General features: G+C 70.3%; 19 protein-coding genes, 2 pseudogenes and 1 riboswitch. Of the genes and pseudogenes, 9 read left to right on the forward strand and 12 right to left on the reverse strand.

The features are described from left to right. Positions 1-36: 36 nt before the first annotated feature. Complete coding sequence (locus ACF1A1_RS22445) at positions 37-696, forward strand: YceI family protein (RefSeq protein WP_392002146.1); 660 nt, start codon at positions 37-39, stop codon at positions 694-696. A gap of 98 nt (positions 697-794) precedes the next feature. Here ACF1A1_RS22445 and ACF1A1_RS22450 read toward each other — a convergent pair whose 3' ends face one another. Beyond that, complete coding sequence (locus ACF1A1_RS22450; protein WP_392002147.1) at positions 795-2,243, reverse strand: gamma-aminobutyraldehyde dehydrogenase; 1,449 nt, start codon at positions 2,241-2,243, stop codon at positions 795-797. Positions 2,244-2,408: 165 nt separating this feature from the next. Between ACF1A1_RS22450 and ACF1A1_RS22455 the strand changes: the two genes are divergently transcribed. The 7 genes from ACF1A1_RS22455 to ACF1A1_RS22485 all read left to right on the forward strand — a co-directional run bounded on the left by ACF1A1_RS22455 (position 2,409) and on the right by ACF1A1_RS22485 (position 9,340). Continuing rightward, positions 2,409-2,924: an Lrp/AsnC family transcriptional regulator gene (locus ACF1A1_RS22455; protein ID WP_392002148.1), complete on the forward strand. Its 516-nt coding sequence runs from the start codon at positions 2,409-2,411 to the stop codon at positions 2,922-2,924. Positions 2,925-2,943: 19 nt separating this feature from the next. Then, positions 2,944-4,308, forward strand: coding sequence for an aspartate aminotransferase family protein (locus ACF1A1_RS22460; RefSeq protein ID WP_392002150.1), 1,365 nt, complete (start codon positions 2,944-2,946; stop codon positions 4,306-4,308). A 229-nt stretch (positions 4,309-4,537) separates the two neighbouring features. Then, positions 4,538-5,284 carry an ABC transporter ATP-binding protein gene (locus tag ACF1A1_RS22465; protein WP_392002152.1) on the forward strand — a complete coding sequence of 249 codons (747 nt, stop codon included), beginning with the start codon at positions 4,538-4,540 and terminating at the stop codon, positions 5,282-5,284. Beyond that, entirely contained in the window at positions 5,266-6,696 is a 1,431-nt protein-coding gene (locus tag ACF1A1_RS22470) for a hypothetical protein (protein WP_392002153.1), read from the forward strand. The genes ACF1A1_RS22465 and ACF1A1_RS22470 overlap by 19 nt, the downstream gene beginning before the upstream one ends. A 167-nt stretch (positions 6,697-6,863) precedes the next feature. Continuing rightward, complete coding sequence (locus ACF1A1_RS22475; RefSeq protein WP_392002155.1) at positions 6,864-7,283, forward strand: VOC family protein; 420 nt, start codon at positions 6,864-6,866, stop codon at positions 7,281-7,283. Between the two features lie 34 nt (positions 7,284-7,317). Then, the gene (locus ACF1A1_RS22480) at positions 7,318-8,445 is read left to right on the forward strand and encodes an LOG family protein (protein WP_392002157.1); all 1,128 of its coding nucleotides are present in this window, start codon (positions 7,318-7,320) and stop codon (positions 8,443-8,445) included. A 160-nt stretch (positions 8,446-8,605) separates the two neighbouring features. Beyond that, complete coding sequence (locus ACF1A1_RS22485) at positions 8,606-9,340, forward strand: LAETG motif-containing sortase-dependent surface protein (RefSeq protein ID WP_392002158.1); 735 nt, start codon at positions 8,606-8,608, stop codon at positions 9,338-9,340. 156 nt (positions 9,341-9,496) lie between these two features. Here ACF1A1_RS22485 and ACF1A1_RS22490 read toward each other — a convergent pair whose 3' ends face one another. From ACF1A1_RS22490 to ACF1A1_RS22520, 7 genes and pseudogenes are all read right to left on the reverse strand, one after another. Continuing rightward, complete coding sequence (locus ACF1A1_RS22490) at positions 9,497-10,516, reverse strand: ABC transporter ATP-binding protein (RefSeq protein ID WP_392002159.1); 1,020 nt, start codon at positions 10,514-10,516, stop codon at positions 9,497-9,499. Continuing rightward, the gene (locus ACF1A1_RS22495) at positions 10,516-12,117 is read right to left on the reverse strand and encodes an ABC transporter permease (RefSeq protein ID WP_392002160.1); all 1,602 of its coding nucleotides are present in this window, start codon (positions 12,115-12,117) and stop codon (positions 10,516-10,518) included. Before ACF1A1_RS22495 ends, ACF1A1_RS22490 begins: the two co-directional genes overlap by 1 nt. 38 nt (positions 12,118-12,155) lie before the next feature. Beyond that, complete coding sequence (locus ACF1A1_RS22500) at positions 12,156-13,238, reverse strand: thiamine ABC transporter substrate binding subunit (RefSeq protein ID WP_392002162.1); 1,083 nt, start codon at positions 13,236-13,238, stop codon at positions 12,156-12,158. A gap of 81 nt (positions 13,239-13,319) precedes the next feature. Further along, positions 13,320-13,427: riboswitch (TPP riboswitch) on the reverse strand. 42 nt (positions 13,428-13,469) lie between these two features. Next, positions 13,470-14,576 carry a 23S rRNA (adenine(2503)-C(2))-methyltransferase RlmN gene (rlmN, locus tag ACF1A1_RS22505; RefSeq protein ID WP_392002164.1) on the reverse strand — a complete coding sequence of 369 codons (1,107 nt, stop codon included), beginning with the start codon at positions 14,574-14,576 and terminating at the stop codon, positions 13,470-13,472. Positions 14,577-14,746: 170 nt separating this feature from the next. Further along, entirely contained in the window at positions 14,747-15,373 is a 627-nt protein-coding gene (locus ACF1A1_RS22510; RefSeq protein ID WP_392002165.1) for a hypothetical protein, read from the reverse strand. A gap of 1,368 nt (positions 15,374-16,741) precedes the next feature. After that, positions 16,742-17,509 (reverse strand): annotated as a pseudogene (locus ACF1A1_RS22515) (IS110 family transposase); the annotation flags it as partial. Between the two features lie 446 nt (positions 17,510-17,955). Next, on the reverse strand, positions 17,956-18,360 hold the full coding sequence (locus tag ACF1A1_RS22520; RefSeq protein ID WP_031080431.1) for a type II toxin-antitoxin system PemK/MazF family toxin: 405 nt from the start codon (positions 18,358-18,360) through the stop codon (positions 17,956-17,958). A gap of 166 nt (positions 18,361-18,526) precedes the next feature. On the opposite strand from ACF1A1_RS22520, the pseudogene ACF1A1_RS22525 reads away from it, so the two are divergent. Then, positions 18,527-19,438, forward strand: a pseudogene (locus tag ACF1A1_RS22525) (IS701 family transposase); the annotation flags it as partial. Between the two features lie 143 nt (positions 19,439-19,581). Here the strand turns inward: ACF1A1_RS22525 and ACF1A1_RS22530 are convergent. The 4 genes from ACF1A1_RS22530 to pyrH all read right to left on the reverse strand — a co-directional run bounded on the left by ACF1A1_RS22530 (position 19,582) and on the right by pyrH (position 23,304). After that, entirely contained in the window at positions 19,582-19,767 is a 186-nt protein-coding gene (locus tag ACF1A1_RS22530; protein ID WP_392002167.1) for a hypothetical protein, read from the reverse strand. Between the two features lie 848 nt (positions 19,768-20,615). Further along, on the reverse strand, positions 20,616-21,797 hold the full coding sequence (locus ACF1A1_RS22535; RefSeq protein WP_392002169.1) for a phosphatidate cytidylyltransferase: 1,182 nt from the start codon (positions 21,795-21,797) through the stop codon (positions 20,616-20,618). Next, positions 21,797-22,354, reverse strand: coding sequence for a ribosome recycling factor (gene frr, locus ACF1A1_RS22540; RefSeq protein ID WP_044388432.1), 558 nt, complete (start codon positions 22,352-22,354; stop codon positions 21,797-21,799). Before frr ends, ACF1A1_RS22535 begins: the two co-directional genes overlap by 1 nt. Positions 22,355-22,545: 191 nt before the next feature. Beyond that, the gene (pyrH, locus tag ACF1A1_RS22545) at positions 22,546-23,304 is read right to left on the reverse strand and encodes a UMP kinase (RefSeq protein ID WP_264936854.1); all 759 of its coding nucleotides are present in this window, start codon (positions 23,302-23,304) and stop codon (positions 22,546-22,548) included. Positions 23,305-23,322: the final 18 nt, after the last annotated feature.

Here is a 23,322-nt window from a genome sequence, read left to right on the forward strand (position 1 = left end):
TGCGGCATATTCAGTCGTGCCGTAATCACGTGAATCATGAACCTGTTCACCCGTGCTGCGTCACTGCGCCGCCCGGCATCCCCCACAGCATCTCAACTCCCCCACGACCAGCGGAGCTTCGCACCCACCGGCCTGCCGGACCCCGCCCTGGCGGCGCTGACCGGGGAATGGATGATCGACCCGGCGCACAGTCGTATCGGTTTCTCCGTCCGCCATGCCATGGTGACCACCGTGCGCGGGGCTTTCACGGAATACCGGAGCCGTCTCTACTTCGACGGCCGCGATCCGGCTCGCTCGCGGGCGGAAATCGTCCTGTCCACCGGGTCCGTCGACACCGGCGTGGAACAACGCGACGCGCACCTGGCCGGCCGTGACTTCCTGGACGCGGCGACCTATCCGCGGATGCGCTTCGTCAGTACGGAGGTGCGTCTCGCGGGCAGCGACGTCTACCGCATGACCGGCGACCTCACCATCAAGAACACCACGCGTCCGGTCGACCTGGAACTCACCTACATAGGACACGTCACCGACCCGTTCGGCTACGAGCGGGTCGGTTTCGACGGCACGACCACCATCAACCGTTCGGACTGGGGCCTGACGTACAACGCGAGACTCGCGGAGGGCGGTGCCATGGTGAGCGAGAAGGTGCGCCTCCAGTTCGACATCGCCGCCATCCGCGCGACCCCCGGCGGCTGAGGAGGGCGCCCCTCGGCACCGCGCCCCCGGACGGGACGTCCCGTCCGGGGGCGCGGTGCCCTGCCGGGGGCTCGGCCTCGCGGCCGCGCCGCGGAGCGCTACGCGTCGAGCGAGGTCATCACGTGCTTGATCCGCGTGTAGTCGTCGAAGCCGTACGACGACAGGTCCTTGCCGTAGCCGGACTTCTTGAAGCCGCCGTGGGGCATCTCGGCGACCAGCGGGATGTGCGTGTTGATCCACACGCAGCCGAAGTCGAGCTTCTTGGACATGCGCATCGCGCGGCCGTGGTCCTTGGTCCACACCGAGGAGGCGAGGGCGTACTCGACGCCGTTGGCCCACTCCACCGCCTGGTCCTCGTCCGCGAAGGACTGCACGGTGATGACCGGCCCGAAGACCTCGTTCTGGACGATCTCGTCGTCCTGCTTGAGGCCGGAGACGACGGTCGGGGCGTAGAAGTACCCCTTGTCGCCGACCTGGTGGCCGCCCGCCTCGACCTTGGCGTGGGCCGGCAGGCGCTCGATGAAGCCGGAGACCTGCTTCAGCTGGTTGGGGTTGTTCAGCGGCCCGTACAGCACGTCCTCGTCGTCCGGCTGCCCGGTCTTCGTCTCGGCGGCGGCCTTCGCGAGCGCGGCCACGAACTCGTCGTGGATCGCCTCCTGCACGAGGACGCGGGTGGCGGCCGTACAGTCCTGGCCGGCGTTGAAGAAGCCCGCGACCGAGATGTCCTCGACGGCCTTGGCGATGTCGGTGTCCTCGAAGACGACGACCGGGGCCTTGCCGCCCAGCTCCAGGTGGACGCGCTTGAGGTCCTTGGACGCGGACTCGGCGACGGACATGCCGGCGCGCACGGAACCGGTGATGGACGCCATCGCCGGGATCGGATGCTCGACCATCAGGCGGCCGGTGTCGCGGTCGCCGGTGATGACGTTGAAGACGCCCTTGGGGAGGATCGAGCCGACGATCTCGGCGATCAGGACGGTCGACGCGGGGGTGGTGTCCGAGGGCTTCAGGACGACCGTGTTGCCCGCCGCGATCGCCGGGGCGAACTTCCACACGGCCATCATCATCGGGTAGTTCCACGGCGCGACCTGCGCGCAGACGCCGACCGGCTCACGACGGACGATCGAGGTCATCCCGTCCATGTACTCGCCGGCGCTGCGGCCCTCCAGCATCCGCGCCGCGCCCGCGAAGAAGCGGATCTGGTCGACCATCGGCGGGATCTCCTCGGAGCGGGTCAGCCCGACCGGCTTGCCCGTGTTCTCCACCTCGGCCGCGATGAGCTCCTCGGCGCGCTCCTCGAACGCGTCCGCGATCTTCAGCAGGGCCTTCTGGCGCTCGGCCGGGGTGGTGTCGCGCCAGCCCGGGAAGGCCGCCGCGGCGGCCCGCATCGCGGCGTCGACGTCCGCCGGGCCGGACAGCGGCGCGGTCGCGTAGGCCTCGCCCGTCGCGGGGTTGACCACCTCGGTGGTCCGCCCGTCGGCGGCGTCCCGGAACTCACCGGCGATGTAATTGCGCAGCTTGCGCAGGGGTCCCAGCTCGGTGCTCACTGCCGGCCCTCCAAGTTCGGATGTCCAATGGCTGAGACACCCACATTAATCGCTGTCCCCACGTTTTCAACACCCCCGATCCCGCCGGGGCTGCGGAATCCGCAGATCTCAGTCTCGTAAACAACGAATTTCATCGCCCCGGCCTTGCGGAACTGTCGAGACGTCGTGCAGAGTGAGGTCGTGGCCAGTCGAAGCGCAGAGCACCGGGACTCCCGCGAGCCCAAGAACGGCACCCCTCACCTGGATGCCGTCAGCCTCGCCATCATCGAGCAGCTCCAGGAGGACGGCCGCCGGCCGTACGCCGCGATCGGCAAGGCCGTCGGCCTGTCCGAGGCGGCCGTGCGCCAGCGCGTCCAGAAGCTGCTCGACCAGGGCGTGATGCAGATCGTCGCCGTCACGGACCCGCTCACCGTGGGCTTCCGCCGGCAGGCGATGGTCGGGATCAACGTCGAGGGCGACGTCGAGGCGATCGCCGACGCGCTCACCGACATGCCGGAGGTCGAGTACGTGGTGATGACCGCGGGCTCGTTCGACATCCTCGCCGAGATCGTCTGCGAGGACGACGACCACCTGCTGGACGTCATCAACAAACGCATGCGTGCCCTGCCGGGCGTGCGCTCCACCGAGAGCTTCGTCTACCTGAAGCTGAAGAAGCAGACCTACATGTGGGGAACCCGATAACCGTGAGGACCCGATAACCGTGAGCACCAAGGACCTCAGCCGCACCGCGTACGACCACCTGTGGATGCACTTCACCCGCATGTCCTCGTACGAGAACTCCCCGGTCCCCACCATCGTCCGGGGCGAGGGCACCTACATCTACGACGACAAGGGCAAGCGCTACCTCGACGGTCTCGCCGGTCTGTTCGTGGTCCAGGCCGGACACGGCCGCACGGAACTGGCGGAGACCGCGTTCAAGCAGGCGCAGGAGCTGGCGTTCTTCCCGGTCTGGTCCTACGCCCACCCGAAGGCCGTGGAGCTGGCGGAACGTCTGGCCGACTACGCGCCGGGCGACCTGAACAAGGTCTTCTTCACCACCGGCGGCGGTGAGGCGGTCGAGACCGCCTGGAAGCTCGCCAAGCAGTACTTCAAGCTCCAGGGCAAGCCGACCAAGTACAAGGTCATCTCCCGCGCCGTCGCCTACCACGGCACCCCGCAGGGCGCCCTGTCCATCACCGGCCTGCCGGCCCTGAAGGCCCCCTTCGAGCCGCTGGTGCCGGGCGCGCACAAGGTCCCGAACACCAACATCTACCGCGCCCCGATCCACGGCGACGACCCCGAGGCCTTCGGCCGCTGGGCCGCCGACCAGATCGAGCAGCAGATCCTCTTCGAGGGCCCGGACACGGTCGCCGCGGTCTTCCTGGAGCCCGTCCAGAACGCCGGCGGCTGCTTCCCGCCCCCGCCCGGCTACTTCCGGCGGGTGCGCGAGATCTGCGACCAGTACGACGTGCTGCTCGTGTCGGACGAGGTCATCTGCGCCTTCGGCCGCCTGGGCACGATGTTCGCCTGCGACAAGTTCGGCTACGTCCCGGACATGATCACCTGCGCCAAGGGCATGACCTCCGGGTACTCCCCCATAGGCGCCTGCATCATCTCGGACAGGCTGGCCGAGCCGTTCTACAAGGGCGACAACACCTTCCTGCACGGCTACACCTTCGGCGGCCACCCGGTCTCCGCGGCCGTGGGCCTCGCCAACCTCGACCTGTTCGAGCGGGAGAACCTCACCCAGCACGTCCTGGACAACGAGGGCGCCTTCCTGCGGACCCTCCAGAAGCTGCACGACCTGCCGATCGTCGGCGACGTCCGCGGCAACGGCTTCTTCTACGGCATCGAGCTCGTCAAGGACAAGGCGACGAAGGAGTCCTTCGACGCCGAGGAGACCGAGCGCGTCCTGTACGGCTACCTGTCCAAGGCCCTCTTCGACAACGGCCTGTACTGCCGTGCCGACGACCGCGGCGACCCGGTCGTCCAGCTCGCCCCGCCGCTGATCTCCGACCAGGAGACGTTCGACGAGATCGAGCAGATCCTGCGCGCGACGCTGACGGAGGCGTGGACGAAGCTGTGATCTTCCGGGAGGTCCGTCCGGTGGACCTTCCGGTGCCCCTTCCTCCGAGGTGATCGACACCGGCCCCGGCGCCGTCCGTTCGAGTGAGAAACGGCGGCCCGGGGCCGTGTGCTGTCCGGATGCCTGTCATGGGCTGCCTAGCGTGCCAGTGACCGATCGGCCCTGCCTTCGTTCCCCCGGACGGGGGAAACGGCACGGGAACTACGGATCTGAACCGAGGTGTACGCCCATGGAGGCCCCGCCGGACAACGACGTGCTGTGGGCACAGTCCCTGCACTTCACGCACCACGACGGCTCCCCCGCGCTCGGCGGCGTGTCGCTCGGCGTGCGGGAGGGCGAGATCCTCGCCGTCACCGGCCCGCGCGGCAGCGGCAAGACGACCCTGCTGCACTGCCTGTCCGGCCTCGCGCCCACCCAGCGCGGCGAGGTCTGGTTCAACAGCATCCCCGTGCACACCATGGGCCCGACCGCCCGCGAACGGCTGCGCCGCGACCGCTTCGGCTGGATCGACCCGGCCCCGGTCCTGGTCCCCGAACTCAACGTCTGGGAGAACGCGGCCCTCCCCCTGATGCTGCGCGGCACCAGCCGCCGCCGGGCCAAGGCCGCCGCCCTGGAGTGGCTGGAGCGCCTCGACGTGGGCGACAGGTCGCGCTGCCGGCCGCACGAGCTGACCCAGGCGGAGCGCCAGCGCGTGTGCATCACCCGCGCCCTGGCCCCCGCCCCGTCGGTCCTCTTCGCCGACGAGCCGACGGCGCCCCTGCACCGCGCGGACCGGGTCCACGTCCTGCGCACGCTCACGACAGCGGCCCGCTCCCACGGCATCACGGTCGTCCTGGCCACCCACGACCCGGAGACGGCGGCCCTGGCCGACCGCACGGTGCCCCTGCTGGACGGACGCCGGGTGAAGACGGTCCACCTGCCCCCGGTCGAGGAACACGAGACGGAAGGCCGGGCGGCGTGCTCGCTCTCCGCCTGACCCGCAGCGCCCACCCCGCCGTCCAACTGCGCCGCCTCCTGGTGGCGACGGCCTCGGCGGGCACGGGCTTCCTCCTCCTGGGCACCCTCGGCCACGCCCTCACCCACCCCGAGACCCCGGGCGCCTCCGCACTCCGCCTGGCCTGGTGCGCGGTCCCCCTGGCGGCGACGGTCCAGTTCGCCCTGGCGGTCGCCCGCACGGACCCCGGCACCCGCCCCCGCCCGGGCCTCGCCGCGATCGGCCTGGGCCCCGCCCGGCTGATGGCCGTCTCGGCCACCACGACGGCCCTCTCCACCACCCTCGGCTCCCTGCTGGCCCTCCTGGCCTTCCTCCACCTCCGCGGCGACCTCACGGGCATGCCCTTCGACGGAGCGGCCGCGGACTTCCTGGCGTCGGAGGTCCTCCTGCCGCTGCCGGCGGCGCTGACCCTGCTGTCCCTGGTCCCGGCGACGGCATCGGCCGCGGTGGCGCTGTCGCTGCGCCCCCGGGACACCCGGCCGGCGACCGGCTCCCGGGGCACGGGGGTGTCGCTGAGGCGGTTCGCGGCGCCGGCGGGAGCGCGGGAGACGTTCGGCGCGTACGGCCGCTTCGGCAGCAGAGCCGTCCGGACGGCGGGCGGTCGTACCGCCGGGGCGACGGTGACGCCCTCGCTCGGGCGAGGCCGAGCGTGGGAGAGCGTGGCCGCGGGGGGCACCCCGCAGGCGCCGGGCAGCGCGACCAGCCCCCCGGCCACGGCCGAGGGCGCACCGGAGGCACCGGACTCCGTGCCCGGCCCCCCGCACGGACCCGGGCCGCACAACCCCCCGCCGCCCCACCCCACCGCCCTCCCCTGGGGCGCGGCCCTCCTCGCCGCCGGCCTGGCCGTGGAGGCCTACGCCCTCCACAGCGCGAGCGAGGCCACCCTCACGCTGCCCGGCGGCCCGACCGGCCCCGCCGCCGTCCTCCTCGGCTGGACCCTCACCGCCCTCGGCCTCGCCCTCGCCGGCCCCGGCCTCACCCACCTCTGCGGCCGCCTCCTGCAAGCCGTCCGCCCCGGCGCCCTGCGACTCCTGGCCGGCCGCGGCCTGATGCAGGAGGCGTCCCGCATCGGCCGTCCCCTGGGCGTCCTGTGCGCGGTGGTCTCCGGCGCGTACAGCATGGCCGCCCTGCACGACCCGTCCGACCCGTCCGCCGGCCCGCTCACCACCCTCGGCGCCCTCCTCGTCACCGGCTGCGCCCTCGCCACCGTCCTCACCGCCGCCGTGGAGGCCCGCCAGGCCCGCGCCGGCACCACCGCCGCCCTGCTCCGCCTCGGCGCGCCGGCCTCGATGCTGCGCGGCGCGGCCGCACTGCGCGCCGGCGCGCTCGCCGCGCTCTTCCTCCCGCTCACCCTGCTCGTGGCGGCGCTCGCGGCCCTCCCCCTGACCGGCTGAATCCGGTACGTGGCCGCAGGGGCACGGGTATGAGGACCCGCCCGGAAAATCCGCGCGAGAAAATCCCGGTACGCCGATGAGTTCCGCTCGACCCCCCGGTCTACCCCACCGAACACGACGAACAAGCCGCGCGGACCAACCGCTCGCAGCCGATGGGAGAGACCCCGATGACCGCCCCCGCCCACCAGCAGATGATCTTCGTCAACCTCCCCGTGAACGACCTCGAGGCCTCGAAGAAGTTCTTCACGGAGCTGGGCTACTCGATCAACCCCCGGTTCAGCGACGAGAAGGCTGCCTCGGTGGTGATCAGCGAGACCATCTTCGCGATGCTGCTCACCAAGCCGTTCTACTCGACCTTCACCAAGAAGGAGATCGCGGACTCCACGAAGACCAGCGAGGTCCTGATCGCGCTGAGCGCCGAGAGCCGCGAGAAGGTCGACGAACTGGTCGACCGCGCCCTGGCGTTGGGCGGCTCGCCCAGTGGCGAGACCCAGGACCACGGCTTCATGTACGGCCGTTCCTTCGACGACCTCGACGGCCACACCTGGGAGGTCGTCTGGATGGACCCGTCGGCGATCGAGGGCTGACCGCCCGGCGGAGGGCACGTCCTAGCATGGGCGGGTGCATCCGACACCCGCCCAGCCGTTCGACGGCTCCCACGACCGCGAGATCGAGTCCCTCGCCGAGTTCGACGAAGTGGTCGCCGCGCAGGGCGCCCTGTCCCACTACCGCGTCCAGGCCGTCGACCTGACGGACCGTACGGCGGTCCTGCTGGCCCTGGACACCTCGGGCAGCGTCTTCCTCGGCTGCCCGATGGACCCGGAGGCGGCGGAGAAGGCCCGCGCCTCGGGCGCCCTGGTCTTCCCGCCCGTACCCGGTCTTTCCTTCGACCCCTACCGCGCCTTCGTCTACACCCCCGACGAGCTGTTCGAGTCGCTGGACGAGGGCGGCTACGAGGCGACGCCCGACGCGCTCACCTACGCCTGGTTCCAGCGGACGAAGTCCGACGGCGACGTGTTCGCCTCCATGCTCCGCTCGCTCCACGACGACGCCGTCTCCGACGCCCTCGACGAACTCCTCGTCGGCGCCCGTGTGGTGGGCGTCATGGGCGGGCACGCCATGGCCCGCGGGACGGAGGCGTACGCGGGTGCCGCCCGCCTCGGCCGGGAGCTCGCCCGCGCCGGCCTGACCGTGGCGACCGGCGGCGGCCCGGGCGCGATGGAGGCGGCGAACCTCGGTGCCTACTCGGCCCCCTTCCCCGACGACATGCTCGCCGGCGCCCTCCGGCTCCTCGCCCGGGCGCCGAAGTTCACGCCCTCGATCACCGACTGGGCGTCGGCCGCCTTCGAGGTCCGCACCCGCTGGCCGCGGGGCGGCCCCTCGGTCGGCGTCCCCACCTGGTTCTACGGCCACGAGCCGCCGAACCCGTTCGCCGCGCACATCGCCAAGTACTTCTCCAACGCCACCCGCGAGGACGGCCTGCTGGCCCGCTGCACCGCGGGGGTCGTCTTCCTGCCGGGCGCCGCCGGGACCGTACAGGAGATCTTCGACAGCGCGACGCCCAACTACTACAAGTCGCGTGGGGAGCCCACGCCCATGGTGCTCGTCAACCGCGCGCACTGGACGGAGCGGCTGCCCACGTGGCCGCTGCTGCGGGCGCTCGCCGAGGAACGCGCGATGGAGCACCGGATCGCCCTGGTCGACCGGATCGAGGAGGCTCCAGAGGCGTTGAAACGTCTCGGCGGTTAAAGCGCGGGCAAAGGCAATGGTCCCGAAGCGTCCACACATTGACAGTACTTATGGAACGCTTATAGACCTGTGAGCCTCCCGGGGATGCTGTCGCCCACCGCACAGGGGGCGTCACCTCCCCCTCCACCCCCCGCAGTTGCGCATCACGTAAAGGACAAACGTGTCCCCATCCCGCCGTACCGCCGCTCGTTCGGTGCGCATGCTCGGCGTCACCGCCGCCTCGGCCGCCCTCGTCCTCGGGGCCTCCGGCTCGGCGTTGGCCAGCGATATCACGGACTTCTCCGCCGCGGCCGCCTGTGACGGCGCGAAGGGCGTCATCACCGTCACCGACAAGGACCCGACGGGGACCCCGGCCGTCGTCACGGTGTTCCTCGAGAACAACGGCGCCGACCTCCGGCAGGTCGGCGAGCAGACGGTCGAGGGCTCGAAGAAGGGCGTCACCGTCACCTTCGCCGAGGACTGGGAGCCCGGCGCCGTCTACCGGATCCACGTCACGGCCACGAAGAACGACAAGGTCCTGGTCAACGCCGACATCGCAGGCAACCTGACCACCCCGGCCAAGGCCTGCACGGCCGACGACACGCCCACCACGCCCACCGGCCCGTCGGCGTCGCCGTCTCCGTCGGACTCCGCCTCCACCCCGGCCGGGACCGACTCCGGGACACCGGCCCCGCCGGCCTCGTCGCCTGCGGCGCCCTCGTCGAGTGACGGCACCGCGCCCGCGGACACCACCGTGAGCAGCGCCCCGTCGCCCGCGGTCGGTGAGTCCAACCTCGCCGAGACCGGCGCCAACTCCCACACCGGCCTGATCGTCGGCATCGCGGCCGTGCTGGTCGCCGTGGGCGGCGGCGCGGTGTTCTTCGGGATGCGCCGCCGGGGACCGGGCAGCCGCTGATCCCCCTACGGCCCGTCCCCCAGGGGGCGGGCCACCGGCGTCCCACCCGAGGCGGATGCCGCGGCCGGTGCGCTCCGGAGTACGCGGTTCGCCGGCCGCCGCCGGTGTCTCCCGCCGGGCGCCGACGGCCAGGTCGCCGGTGTGCGCGACGGCCGGTCAGTCGAGCACGACGACCTCGGCCGCGTCGAACGCCACCCCGACCGGGTCCCCGACCTCCGGCGCCAGCCGCAGCGCGCACGCCGCCTCCAGACGCGGCGCGTCCTCCGGCTGGAGGCGGACGGCGACATGGGTGCCCTTGAAGGTGCGGGCGGCGACCGTGCAGCGCAGGCCCTCGTCCGCGCCGACCAGCCGCACCCCGGCGGGCCGGACGAGCAGCGTGCGCGTCCCCTGCCCGGAACCGGCCGGCACCGGCACCTTGCCCCACGGCGTGTCCGCGGCCTCCCCGGCGACGCTCGCCTCCACCACGTTGTCGAAGCCGAGGAAGCGCGCCACGAACGCGTCCGCCGGCCGCTGCCACACCTCGAGAGGCGTACCGGACTGGGCGATCCGCCCGTCCCGCATCACCACCACCCGGTCGGCGAGCGCGAACGCCTCGCCCTGGTCGTGGGTGACCGCGAGCACGGTGGTGCCCAACCGCCCGAACAACTCGCGGAGTTCGACGACCAGCCGCTCCCGCAGCGACCGGTCGAGCTGCCCGAGCGGCTCGTCCAGCATCAGCAGCCGGGGCCGGGGCGCGAGCGCGCGGGCCAGCGCGACCCGCTGCTGCTCACCGCCGGAGAGCGAGGCGACGGCCCGGCCGGCGGCGCCCGGCAGCCCGACGAGGTCCAGCAACTCCCGTACCCGCTCGTCCTGGTGCCGCCTGGGAACGCCGTGCATGCGCAGCCCGAAGGCCACGTTGCCGCCCACGTCCCGCTGCGGGAACAGCTGATGGTCCTGGAACATCAGCCCGAGCTCCCGCTTGTGCGCGGGCACCCCCGCCTGGTCGCGCCCGTCGAGCACCACCCGCCCGGCGTCGAGGGGTTGCAGCCCGGCCACCGCCCGCAGCAAGGTCGACTTGCCGCTGCCGCTCGGCCCGAGCACGCACACCACCTCGTGCCCGGCGACGGCGAGGTCGACGGCGTCGAGCACCGCCCGCCCGCCGAACCGCACGGTCGCACCCTCGAGCCGCAGCAGCATCAGAACTCTCCCGTCCGGTCGGTCCGCAGCCGCTCCAGCACCAGCAGGGCCACCGCGCACACCAGCATCAGAATCGTGGAAAGGGCCATCGCCTGCCCGTAGTTGAGCTCACCGGCCCGGCCGAGGAGCCGCGCCACCGCGACGGGCAGCGTCGGGTTGTCGGGCCGTGCGATGAACACCGTCGCCCCGAACTCCCCGAGCGACACCGCGAAGGCGAACCCGGCCGCGACGAGCAGCGCCCGCCGCACCATCGGCAGGTCCACCTCCCGCCACACCCGCCAGGGCGACGCCCCCAGCACGGCCGCCGCCTCCCGCAGCCGTACGTCCACCGCCCGCAGCACGGGCAGCATGGTCCGTACGACGAAGGGGACGCCGACCAGCGCCTGCGCCAGCGGCACCAGGATCCAGGTGCCGCGCAGGTCCAGCGGGGGCTCGTCGAGCGCGATCAGGAAGCCGAAGCCGACGGTCACGGCGGAGACGCCCAGCGGCAGCATCAGCAGCGCGTCGAAGCCGCGGACGAAGCGTCCGGCGTCGCGCCGGGTCAGGGCCGCGGCCGCCGCCCCGCCGACCAGCACGGCGATGGCCGTGGCGGCGAGGGCGTACTCCAGGGAGTTGCCGATCGCGTCGATCGGCGGGACGAGGAAGACGTTGCCGTCGTCGCTGGTCAGCGCCCGGTAGTAGGCGAGGTCGGGCGCGTCCAGCGAACGTTGCACGAGCACCGCGAGCGGCATCAGGAGCAGCACGGCGACGGTGACCAGGACACCGGCCAGCAGCCCCCACTGCCCGGCCCCGCGCGGCCGTCGCGCCGTCACGGAGGCGTCCACCAGCCGCAGCGCGGTCTCCCGCCGCCGTACGGTCCAGGCGTGCACGGCGAGGATCGCGCCGACGGCCGCGAACTGCACGATCGTCAGGACGGCCGCCGTGGACAGGTCGAAGATCTCCGAGGTCTGCCGGTAGATCTCGACCTCCAGGGTCGAGAAGGTCGGCCCGCCGAGGATCTGGACCACGCCGAACGAGGTGAAGGTGAAGAGGAAGACCATGAGCGTGGCCGCCGCCACGGCGGGCGCCAGGGCCGGGAGCGTGACCTGACGCCAGGCGCGGAAGGGTGACGCGCCCAGAATCCGCGCCGCCTCCTCCTGCCGCGGGTCGAGCTGCGCCCACAGCCCGCCCACCGTCCGCACGACGACCGCGTAGTTGAAGAAGACGTGCGCGAGCAGGATCGCCCACACCGTGGTGTCCAGCCGTACGCCCCACAGCTCGTCGAGCAGCCCGCCGCGTCCGACGAGGGCCAGGAACGCCGTACCGACGACGACCGTCGGCAGCACGAACGGGACGGTCACGACCGCCCGCAGCACCTGCTTGCCGGGGAAGGCGAAGCGGGCGAAGACGTACGCGGCGGGCAGGGCGAGCAGGAGGGTCAGCGCGGTGGAGGCGAGCGCCTGCCAGGTGGTGAACCACAGGACGTGCCGGATGCCGGACTGTCCGAGCACGTCCCAGAGCCGCCCGAAGTGCCAGACCCCGTCGGCCCGGAGCCCGCGCGAGACGATCGCGGCGACGGGATAGGCGAAGAAGACCCCGAAGAACGCGACGGGCAGGACCATGAGCCCCAGCCGCGCCGCGCTCCCGCGTCGGGTGGCCCCTACTTCAGTACGAGCGAGGTCCACGACTTGACCCAGTCGTCACGGTCGGCGGCGATCTTCGCCGGGTCCATGGTCTCGGGGTCCTCGGCGGCGGGCCCGTACCGGGTGAACTCGACGGGCACGGCCGCGCCCTTCACCACCGGGTAGACGAACATGTTGAGCGGCATGTCCTCCTGGAACTCCTTCGAGATCAGGAAGTCGATCAGCGCCTTGCCGCCCGCGCTGTTCTCCGCGTTGCTCAGCAGCCCGGCGAACTCGATCTGCCGGAAGCAGGTGCCGGTCGCGACACCGGTCGGGGCGGTCGTCGGCTTCGGGTCGCCGTAGATGACCTCGGCGGGCGGCGAGGAGGCGTAGGAGACGACGAGCGGCCGGTCCGCCCCGGCCTTCCTGCCGCCTGCCGACCCGGAGAACTCCTCGTTGTACGCCTGCTCCCAGCCGTCGACCACCTTCACGCCGTTGGCCTTGAGCTTCTTCCAGTAGTCCTGCCACGCGTCGTCGCCGTACCGGGCGGCGGTGCCAAGCAGGAAGCCGAGGCCGGGCGAGGAGGTGGAGGCGTTCTCGGTGACCAGGAGGTTCTTGTAGGCGGGCTTGACCAGGTCGTCGAAGGAGGCGGGCGGGGCCAGCTTGTGGTCGGCGAAGTACTTCTTGTCGTAGTTGACGCAGATGTCGCCGTAGTCGACGGGCGTGACCCGGTGCTTTGCCGCGTCGAGCTGGTACCGGGTGTCGACCTGGTCGAGCCCCTTGGCCTCGTACGACTGGAACAGCCCGTTGTCGAGGGCCCGCGACAGGAGCGTGTTGTCGACGCCGAAGAAGACGTCGCCCTGCGGGTTGTCCTTGGTGAGGACGGCCTTGTTGACGGCCTGCCCGGCGTCGCCGTCCTTGAGGACCTTGACCTTGTAGCCGGACCGCTTCTCGAAGTCCGCGAGCACGCTCTTGGAGACGGCCCACGAGTCGTGGCTGACGAGGGTGACGGTCCGGGAGCCGCCGCTCGATCCCGTGTCGTCGGACGACGACGCACCGCACGCGGACAGCGTGACGAGACCGAGGCCGACGGCCGCGGCCATGAACGTCCTGGTGTGCACTGGATTCCTCCTGGAGGTGACCAGGAAGAGACGCGGCCCTGCCCGGGACCCGCGGGGGGGTGCCCGGGCAGGGCGCAACAGCTCGAGTGATGACCGAACTCCCTACCCAGAATGACCTGGGCGAGGTTCAGAGGGTCTGCGGCCCGGTTGCCGCACTCTCAGCGCTGTGGCGCTCCCCTGTCGGAATATGAAGGTGTCTGAATACCGATGGTGGTGCTTACGCCGGTCAGACTACCGCTCGGTGGCGGCGAGCTGACCACACGCCCCGTCGATCTCCTGGCCACGGGTGTCCCGGACGGTGACGGGTACCCCGTGCGCCGCGATGGCCTCGACGAACGCCTTCTCGTCCTCGGGCCGGGAAGCGGTCCACTTCGAGCCCGGGGTCGGGTTGAGCGGGATCAGGTTGACGTGCACCGGCCGGCCCTTGAGCAGCCGTCCGAGTCGGTCTCCCCGCCAGGCCTGGTCGTTGATGTCACGGATCAGGGCGTACTCGATGGACAGCCGCCGCCCGGACCTCTCGGCGTACTCGAAGCCGGCGTCGAGCACCTCGCGCACCTTCCACCGGGTGTTCACCGGGACGAGGGTGTCGCGCAGCTCGTCGTCCGGGGCGTGCAGCGAGATCGCGAGCCGGCACTTGAAGCCCTCGTCGGAGAACCGGTGGATGGCCGGCACCAGCCCGACGGTCGACACGGTGATCCCGCGCTGCGACAGCCCGAGCCCGTCCGGCGTCGGGTCGGTGAGGGCGCGGATCGCGCCGACGACCCGCTTGTAGTTGGCGAGGGGCTCGCCCATGCCCATGAAGACGATGTTGGACAGCCGGGCCGGCCCGCCCGGGACCTCCCCGTCCCTGAGCGCCCGCATCCCGTCCACGATCTGGTGGACGATCTCGGCGGTCGACAGGTTCCGGTCGAGCCCCGCCTGCCCGGTCGCGCAGAAGGGGCAGTTCATCCCGCACCCCGCCTGCGAGCTGATGCACATGGTGACCCGGTCCGGATACCGCATGAGCACCGACTCGACCAGCGTCCCGTCGAACAGCCGCCACAGCGTCTTGCGGGTGGTGCCCTGGTCGGTCGACAGATGCCGGACGACCGTCATCAGATCGGGCAGCAGCGCCTCACGCAGCTTCCCGCGCGCTCCGGCGGGGATGTCGGTCCACTCCGCCGGGTCGTGCGCGTACCGCGCGAAGTAGTGCTGCGACAACTGCTTCGCCCGGAACGGCTTCTCACCGATCTCCGCCACCGCCTCCTTCCGCTCGGCGGGCGAGAGGTCGGCGAGATGCCGCGGCGGCTTCTTGGCTCCGCGGGGGGCGACGAAAGTGAGTTCTCCGGGTGCAGGCATAACACGTCCAGTGTGGCAGATCATCTCCGGGACCCCAGGCCAGAGCGGGGTGGGGGTGGTCACCCGTGGGCGGCGTCTGTCAGCGTTGGTCGGCCTCGGACGGCCCAGGGACGGCCCAGGGCTCAGCCAGCCTCCGACTCGCCGTGTCCAGACAGCGACGCCACCACCCATCACTCCATCTGCACGGGAGCGACCGGGAGCTGCTCCTTGTAGGGCCATGTGAAGGTGCGGTCGGGCTCGAGGTGGGCGTCCCCCCAGTGGATGGCATGGATGCCGTTTTCGACGTCGGCCGTGAAGAACACACAGACCAGCCTGGTGGAAGCTCCCAGCTCCTCGAACACCTCGTGCAGCCCCAGATACTCCTCGGTCGCCAGGTCCTCATCGACGTCGAACAAGCCTTCCGGAGGCTGCGGCCCGTGCGCCCGGAACAGCCGGTGCCGAGTGGGCGACGCGTTGGCCGGCAGCCGGGCTCGGTCCAGGGGCCTCGGCCTGTCCGCGTACCGGAACGGGAAGAGTGCGTGATCATTGATCACCGCATACTCGTACCCGCGCACGTCTCGAACGGCTTCCCCCAGCTCACGCGCCGTCTCCGCCAGGTTCTCGCGCACCAGCCCTGCTAGGGCGACACCGTACGGACTCCGCTTCTTCAGTCCCGCAGCGAGGTGCGCGGCATGAGCTTTCCCGTGTGCCTTGGCCAGTTGCACCGGGACCGCAGCGGCAAGCGCGCCGGCATGCCGCCCGAACCGCTCGACGGCCCAGGCCGACGGCCCTACCGGATAGCCACCCAACACCGACATGCAGTGCTCCCTCCCCCAGGTCCCGCCTCAGAACTGTGTGACACGCACACGAAGGGCGCACAAGGGGGCGATCCGGCCAGGACGCGGCCACACACGCTCGTTCCGCAGAACAGCCAACTGCTCACGGTCTCGCTGATCAGCGAGGCCAACCGCGGATCCCAGCGACATAGCACATCGGATGCAGGATCTGCTACATCAACTGCTCGATGTCAGTCCCCTCCGCCATGCTCCGCAGTGCTATACCGAGACATCACCCAGGGGGTTTAGTGGCGAAGAAGGCGCGACAGCAGACTCGGAAAAAGAAGCAGATGAAGGGGGTTTTTCCCAGCGCGATTGACGGCGGCGGCGTGATGTTCGCCCTTGCCGACATCCAGCCCTAGATAGACGCTGATGTCTGTTTCGCCCGTCACGACCGTCACTCCCGCCCTCGCCTGTTCCCCGGCCTCACCTGCGGCATCAGCGTGCCGGCATCCACGTTACGAAGAGACTGCCGTACCCGGTTGAGGGATTGGCGCTCGTGCCTCTAATCAGCGGTCTGCCAATGCCTCCGGCACCGGCGACACCACCTTTTCGATCATCTCGACTGGGGGCGCAAGTCATACCGGGGCCGAAGGCCGGGAGCCTCCTTGCGAGGCCACGAAGAAGGTAACGGGGCTCCGCAGCCCCTGCCTCGGACGCATCCCGAGCGCCCCCACCCTGATAGCTGTCAGGGCCACGACGTCCCTGGTGCGGTCTACGGTTCGAGTCGTCGGTTACGACCACAGAGGAGACCCCATGGGACTGAGAAAACGAGCGGCTGCGACGGTCGCGACGCTGATCGCCGCGTTCCTTCTTCCGCTGGCCGCGCAGGCACCGGCACAGGCCGCCGCCACCGCGTGGACGCCGGGGATCTCCCCCCTGTACGACGGCGAGTGGGTGCAGCGGGACATACAAGGTGGTGACGATGCTGACAGGGCGCTCAAGATTTGCGCCTTGGCATCAGGGATCGCCTGTGTCTCGGTCGGTCAGGGCGACGGCAAGCAGAGCATCTTCCACCTGTACAGGTGCGGAACGCGGTCGCTCTCGAACTTCATCGACGCGCTCTCCGTGCTCAACAACCAGACGGGCGGAGCCCAAGTCCGTTTCACGGGGCCCAACGTGGGTACGTACCGCGCCCCTGCCAACCCCAACGTCATCACCGTGTTCCCGAACGCGGCGACGTACGACTTCAACACCATGTCCGTCTGCTGAGGTCACACCGCCCCGGGCACGCCGATCAGGGTGTCCGGGTCGTCGCCCCGTACGACTCCTGAGGTACTCGACGACCCTGACCCTGGTCTCCGTCGCCCCGAACGCCCACAGCGCGGCGCCGTCCTCCTTGTGGAGGCGGATGCCGCCGGTCTGGGTGCCGGCGGGGGCCGGTTGCGTGGCCAGGTCGGCGACGATCTGTGCGGCGGCGTCCTCGCCGGGCAGCGCCGTCTGCTGTGCGTGGGCCGCTTCCACGGCCGCGGCGGCCACACTGTCCGCGTCGCGGACACCTCGATTGACCAGCCAAGACGTCAGGCGGGCCAAGCCGCGTCGACGGAGAGCGGCCGGTGTCTGGCAGCCGGTCAGCAGGACCAGTGCACCCTTGCGGGCCGAGTAGTCGAAGGCCCGCTCCAGGGCGGGAAACATGCCCGTGAGCACGTCGCGAAGCCGGTTGACCGTCCGCACCCGGTCGGTGATCAGGTCGGTGCGGTGGGCGGTCAGCAGTGCCAGGTCGGCGGCCAGCTGCGCGGGCACGTCGAGAGTGCTGAAGTCCCGGCGGTGACGTGCGGTCTCGGCTATGACGTAGGCGTCACGGGCATCGGTTTTGGCTTCGCCCCGGTAGGCGCCGGCCATGCGGTTGACGGTGCGGCCGGGCACGTAGACGGCCTTATGGCCGTGGGCTGCCAGGAGCGCCAGCAGCAGGGCGGAGGACCTGCTGGAGATGTCCACCGCCCAGTGCACCTCGTCGGCCAGGTCCAGAATCTCGCCGAGCGCGGTCAGGATCGCCGACTCGTCATTTCCGATCTTGTTCGACCACAGGGTCGCGCCGGTCTCGTCGACCACTGCGGCCCAGTGGTGGCCCTTTCCCGCGTCGATACCGACCCATACCCGGGCCCGCTGTTTGCTCACGCGTCCCTCCCGAAGCCGAGTTTCTTGCCGTCGGGCCCGTAGGACACCCCGTCGTCAGCTCCGTAAACAGCGACTCGTTCCGCGCATTTCAATCAGCGACCAGGGCGCCCCGAAGGGCCGGACGGCCACTCCAGCCAAGCCGCGGTCGGCAAGCTGCTTTGAAGCCACATCCGGCCCTCCCGGGCCACCGCACAACTTACGGAGCTGCTTTGGCGCGAGTGATCATGCCCCCGTAAGCTTCTGGCGCGTCGGGCAGTCTGTGGACCTGCCCGGTAAAGCACGACGTTAGGGCCATGATCTTCGAGGCTCGCCCCAAATTAGCTGCCTAATACTCCAGCCGTAGATCGTGATCTCGATGGTGAGGGGCGTCGAGGCGGCAGGTGTCCAGAGTGGATCATCTCGCCCGAGATCGCCCATGCCGTCGCGGGCGTCGGCTCCTTCTCCGTCTACCCGAGTTCACCGCGGCGGAGGGCGTCCCTTATCTCGCTGAGCTTCGCGGTCGTTGCCGGGGTCCGCTCCTGTGCTTGTTCAGCGAGTCGGAGGGCATCGTCGATCTCGCTGAGCTTCCTGGAGGACAGGACGGCCGCCCGCTCTATCAGGTCGTCCCGGGACACGGTGGTCAGCCACGTGCACGGGGTGAAGCCTGGACGCGGGAACGCGAGCCGCAGCACGCCTTCGAGCGGCAGCCCTTCACCGGCGCCGACCGTCACTTCGATGCCCAGACCGCTGATGTCGAGGCCCGCCGGAGCGACGACCTGCATCACCTGGAACCCGGACGCGTCGTCTCCTGACAGCAGTACGACCAACCTCCGCTCGTCGAACTGGACCCACCAGACTTCGCCACGTTGCACAAGCCCTCCGATACACAGGACGGCAGGCAGACGCTGCGCGACCTGACGCGGTGTGGAGACGGGTGCGACCACCGTTGATCATCGGTGTGTGAAGACAAACGATCATGCGGTGGCCGCAGGTCACAGCGTAGACCCTGCCTGCCGGCAGGAGGCGTTCGAGGGCCTGATGAGCCGGATGGCGGGACGCTTCACACGGGTCGAATCCCGACGGCGGCCCGGAAGTTGGTACTCGGCCTGTTGTCGGACCTGCCGCGCAAGAACTGCTGGACCATCGCCGAGTGGGCCGGGGACAGGACCCCGGACGGCATGCAGCACCTGCTCGGGAGGGCGAAGTGGGATGCCGACCAGGTCCGCGACGAGGTGGGTGACTACGTGGTGGAGCATCTGCACGACGACGAGGCGGTGCTGGTGGTCGACGAGACCGGCGACGTGAAGAAAGGCACCGACACCGTTGGAGTCCAGCGGCAGTACACCGGCACCGCGGGCAGGATCGAGAACGCCCAGGTCGCCGTCTACCTGGTCTACGCCGGCCGCCGCGGGCACGCCGCAGTGGACCGGGAACTCCATGTTCCGCGGTCCTGGACCTTTGATCCCGACCGCTGCCGGGCCGCCGGCCTCGGTGACAATACGGAGTTCGCGACCAAGCCGGAGCCGGCCGCTCGCATGGTCACCCGATTCCTCGACGCCGGCCATCGGGCCGCCTGGGTCGCGGGAGACGAGGTCTACGGCGGCAACCCGAGGCTGCGCACCACGCTGGAGGAACGCGGCACCGGCTACGTCCTCGCGGTGGCCTGCTCGCACGAAGTCACCACAGGCGCCGGGAGGTTTCGCCGATATGTTGGCCAGGAACGTGCCCAAGAGGGCCTGGCAGAAGCTGCCCGCAGGGGCCGGAGCCAAGGGCCACCGCTTCTACGACTGGGCCGTCATCGACCTCACCGATCCCCGGCCCGAAAGCCGGCAGCTGCTGATCCGCCGCAACCGCAGCACCGGCGAACGTACCCACTACCGCTGCTACTCGCCTGCCGCAGTGCCGCTGACCACCCTGGTGCACGTCGCTGGATCAAGGTGGCGGGTCGAGGTGCGACGCCGCCACCAGGCCCGATCCCAGACCAGCCACCACCGGCGTCAAGCCGCTCAAGCATGAAGATCACGATCTCCAGCTGTAGTACTAAAGCCGTGAAGCCGACCGCCCCAGCCACAGACGTGCAAACATCAGCACTGTCAGGCGATGCTTTCCAGGCCGAGCTTCGCCAGCCGCGACCGGATGGCGCTAGGCTTCCGGCCGAACTGCTTCGCAAGGGTGTCGAAGTCACGTTCCCCCTGCTGGTAGAGCCCAAGGAGGTGCGCGTCGTCCTCTGGTGACCAGGGGTGACCCATCCGCGGATAGCGAGAACGCAGCTCTTCCACTGACTCCCGCTTCCTGCTGGGGGACTTTGTTAGCAACCATTGCTGGTGCCGCGATCGCGCTCGTCGGTCAACACCTAGTGAAACGATCTGAGGAACGGGCTCGCATCTCGGAGCTTCTACTTGAGCAGTGCGCCATGGTGGCGGCGTCCTCCACGGAGTTCCGGGATCGCATCTGGGAGGAACGCCGCCTGGGCGTGGAGGGGCGGGTCGCTGATTGGGATCTCTCGGCCCTGCGGCTGGCAACAGCCCGCCTGCAGATCCTCTCGAAAGACGAAGCCCTGCTGTCGTCACTGGATCAGCTGAACAGGGCTGGCCGACGGCTGGGAAGCTGCTGGCGACGTAGGGACGTGAATGATGCGGAGTATTCCCACCTTTGGGACCAACACGGCGCTGCTATGAAGCAGTTCCTTGAGGCAAGCGGCAAGGCGGTGCACCGCCGTCTGTCTCACACCTGAGTGTCGGGGCACGGCCCAGAGACGGCCCAGCAAGTCGAGCCAGGGACCCTACCGGCGCCAAATGCGCTGGTGGCGCGGCTATTGCGCCCGGCTACTGCCAGTTCTCCGGGCTTAGGCATGGCCATACCAGTGTCGCAGATCGAATCGGGTGGCCCGGAGCCCAGGCCGCACGCGGTGGTCGTGCGGACTTCCACCGGGCCTGAGCTGCTCACCTCCACACCCCGGCGGCGGTGCCTCGCCCACGCCGGATGGTGTATCCCCGCTCGGCGGGCCCGCCCCCGTCGAGCGGGAATCGCAGGTGGGTCGGGGCTCCCCATCCACCTCGGAACGCGGTGAAGGCCCGCCGCCCCGAGGGGCCGCGGACCTTCACCGGTCATGCGAGCGAGCCGACGGTCAGCCGGACCCCACGAACAACACCAGCAGCAGCCACACCACCGGCGCCGTGGGCAGCAGCGAGTCCAGCCGGTCCATGATGCCTCCGTGACCCGGGAGCAGCGTGCCCATGTCCTTGATGCCCAGGTCCCGCTTGATCATGGACTCGCCGAGGTCGCCGAGCGTGGCGCTGGCCGCGACGGCGAGGCCCAGCAGCAGGCCCTGCCACCAGGTGCCGTCCTCGATGAGGAACTGCATGCACAGCGCGCCCGCGACCATCGCGAAGGACACCGCCCCGAGCAGACCCTCGCGGGTCTTGCCGGGACTGATGCGCGGGGCGAGCTTGTGCCTGCCGAAGCGCCAGCCGACGGCGTACGCGCCGGTGTCGCTGACGACCGTCAGGAGCAGGAACATCAGCACCCGCTGCGCCCCGTCGTCGGCCGTGAGCATCATGGCGACGAAGGTGGCCAGGAACGGGACGTAGAAGGCCGCGAAGAGGCCGGCCGTGACGTCCTTGAGGTAGCCCTCCGGCGGTTCCGTCATACGCCAGACCAGGACCGCCAGCGCGGTCAGGGCCATGGCGACCCACGCGCCCTCGGCGCCCCGGACGTATCCGGCGACGACCATCGCCGCACCGCCGAGCGCGAGCGGCACCAGCGGCGCCTTGATGCCCTTGCGCTCCTGCAGCCGGCTGGTCAGCTCCCACAGGCCCACGACGACGGCGACCGCTATCACGCCGACGAAGACGGCCTTGACGACGAACAGCGAGACGACGATCACCGCACCGAGCCCGACGCCGACCCCTATGGCCGCGCCCAGGTCTCGGCCCGCGCTCTTCTTCTGCGGTGCGGGCGCCGGCTGCGGGGAGTCGGGCATGGGATCCGGATTCTGCGGCACCGCCGCCTGGGGCTGCGCCGACGGGGTCTCGTCGCGGAACATCTCGTGCGGAGGCGTCCCGCCGTGGAAGGTCTCGTCTCGGAACAAGGGGCCACCCAGCCGAGCGGCCCCCCGGTCGTCATCCTGGTGTCCGCCGTGAGCGGCTACGTCGGGGACGCTGGGCATGGGGCGAGTCAGGTGCGCCTCAGGCGCATCGTACGCGGGACCCGCCGGGGCGGCTCCCCGGACAGGTCCCCGGTCGGTGGGCCCCCAGTACCCGGCTTGTGAACCGGCGTGCGGCGGAGCGCCCCAGGAAGAGTCGTTCATCAGACCTCGAGCAGCTCCGCTTCCTTGTGCTTGAGGAGCTCGTCCACCTGGGCGACGTACTTCGCGGTGGTGTCGTCGAGCTCCTTCTCCGCACGGCGGCCCTCGTCCTCGCCGACCTCGCCGTCCTTGACGAGCTTGTCGATGGCGTCCTTGGCCTTGCGGCGGACGGAGCGGATGGACACCTTGGCGTCCTCGCCCTTGCCCTTGGCGACCTTGATGTACTCGCGGCGGCGTTCCTCGGTGAGCTCGGGGAACACCACCCGGATGATGTTGCCGTCGTTGCTCGGGTTGACGCCGAGGTCGGAGTCGCGGATCGCCTGCTCGATGTTGCGCAGCGCGCTCTTGTCGAACGGGGTCACGACCGCCATGCGCGGCTCCGGCACGGAGAACGAAGCCAACTGGTTGATCGGCGTCGGCGCGCCGTAGTAGTCGGCCACGATCTTGTTGAACATCGCCGGGTGCGCACGGCCGGTGCGGATCGCGGCGAAGTCCTCCTTGGCGACCACGACGGCCTTCTCCATCTTCTCCTCGGCCTCGAGGAGGGTCTCTTCGATCACCACTTGCTCCTGCGTGTCTTGAGTAGGCCCGGCTGCGGTTCCTTGCGGGGGCGGCGGCCGGCTGCGTCGCGTCTTCTTCCTGCACGGTTCCCGACCGGCAGGACATTGTCCATCCCCCGACCAGGGTCCGTCCCCCGGTCAGGGGTTGTCGTACGGGCCGGGGATCTCACCGGTCGAACCGGGTTCACTGCTCAGGCCCGGCTGCCCTGGTCACCCACAAGCGTGCCGATCTTCTCACCCTTGACGGCCCGCGCGATATTGCCTTCGGCCAGAAGCTCGAAGACGAGGATGGGGAGCTTGTTGTCGCGGCACAGCGTGATCGCGGTGGCGTCGGCGACCTTCAGCTCGCGCGTGATGACCTCGCCGTAGCCGAGGGAGTCGAACTTGACCGCCTCCGGGTTGGTCTTCGGGTCGGAGTCGTAGACGCCGTCCACGCCGTTCTTGCCCATCAGCAGCGCCTCGGCGTCGATCTCCAGGGCGCGCTGCGCGGCGGTGGTGTCGGTGGAGAAGTACGGCATGCCCATACCGGCGCCGAAGATGACCACGCGGCCCTTCTCCAGGTGGCGCACGGCGCGCAGCGGGATGTACGGCTCGGCGACCTGGCCCATGGTGATGGCGGTCTGCACGCGGCTGTCGATGCCCTCCTTCTCCAGGAAGTCCTGGAGGGCGAGGCAGTTCATCACGGTGCCGAGCATGCCCATGTAGTCCGAGCGGGCCCGGTCCATGCCGCGGACCTGGAGTTCGGCGCCGCGGAAGAAGTTGCCGCCACCGATGACGACCGCGATCTGCGCGCCGTCGCGCACCACGGCCGCGATCTCGCGGGCGATCTTGTGCACCACATCGGGGTCCACGCCCAGGCCGCCACCGCCGGAGAATGCCTCTCCGGACAGCTTCAGCAGGAACCGGCCGCGTACTTTGCCGTCGTCACTCTTCTGGGCCTTGGTGGTCATGGGAGATCCCGCCTCTTT

The sequence above is a fragment of the Streptomyces sp. NPDC014995 genome, assembly GCF_043080745.1.
GTDB lineage: Bacteria > Actinomycetota > Actinomycetes > Streptomycetales > Streptomycetaceae > Streptomyces.

Coding starts and splice junctions, on each gene's coding strand:
- ACF1A1_RS22445 (WP_392002146.1), top strand. CDS start 37: ATGAACCTGTTCACCCGTGCTGCGTCACTGCGCCGCCCGGCATCCCCC.
- ACF1A1_RS22465 (WP_392002152.1), top strand. CDS start 4,538: ATGGAGGCCCCGCCGGACAACGACGTGCTGTGGGCACAGTCCCTGCAC.
- ACF1A1_RS22475 (WP_392002155.1), top strand. CDS start 6,864: ATGACCGCCCCCGCCCACCAGCAGATGATCTTCGTCAACCTCCCCGTG.
- ACF1A1_RS22490 (WP_392002159.1), bottom strand. CDS start 10,516: ATGCTGCTGCGGCTCGAGGGTGCGACCGTGCGGTTCGGCGGGCGGGCG.
- ACF1A1_RS22495 (WP_392002160.1), bottom strand. CDS start 12,117: ATGGTCCTGCCCGTCGCGTTCTTCGGGGTCTTCTTCGCCTATCCCGTC.
- rlmN (WP_392002164.1), bottom strand. CDS start 14,576: ATGCCTGCACCCGGAGAACTCACTTTCGTCGCCCCCCGCGGAGCCAAG.
- ACF1A1_RS22510 (WP_392002165.1), bottom strand. CDS start 15,373: ATGTCGGTGTTGGGTGGCTATCCGGTAGGGCCGTCGGCCTGGGCCGTC.
- ACF1A1_RS22535 (WP_392002169.1), bottom strand. CDS start 21,797: ATGAACGACTCTTCCTGGGGCGCTCCGCCGCACGCCGGTTCACAAGCC.
- pyrH (WP_264936854.1), bottom strand. CDS start 23,304: ATGACCACCAAGGCCCAGAAGAGTGACGACGGCAAAGTACGCGGCCGG.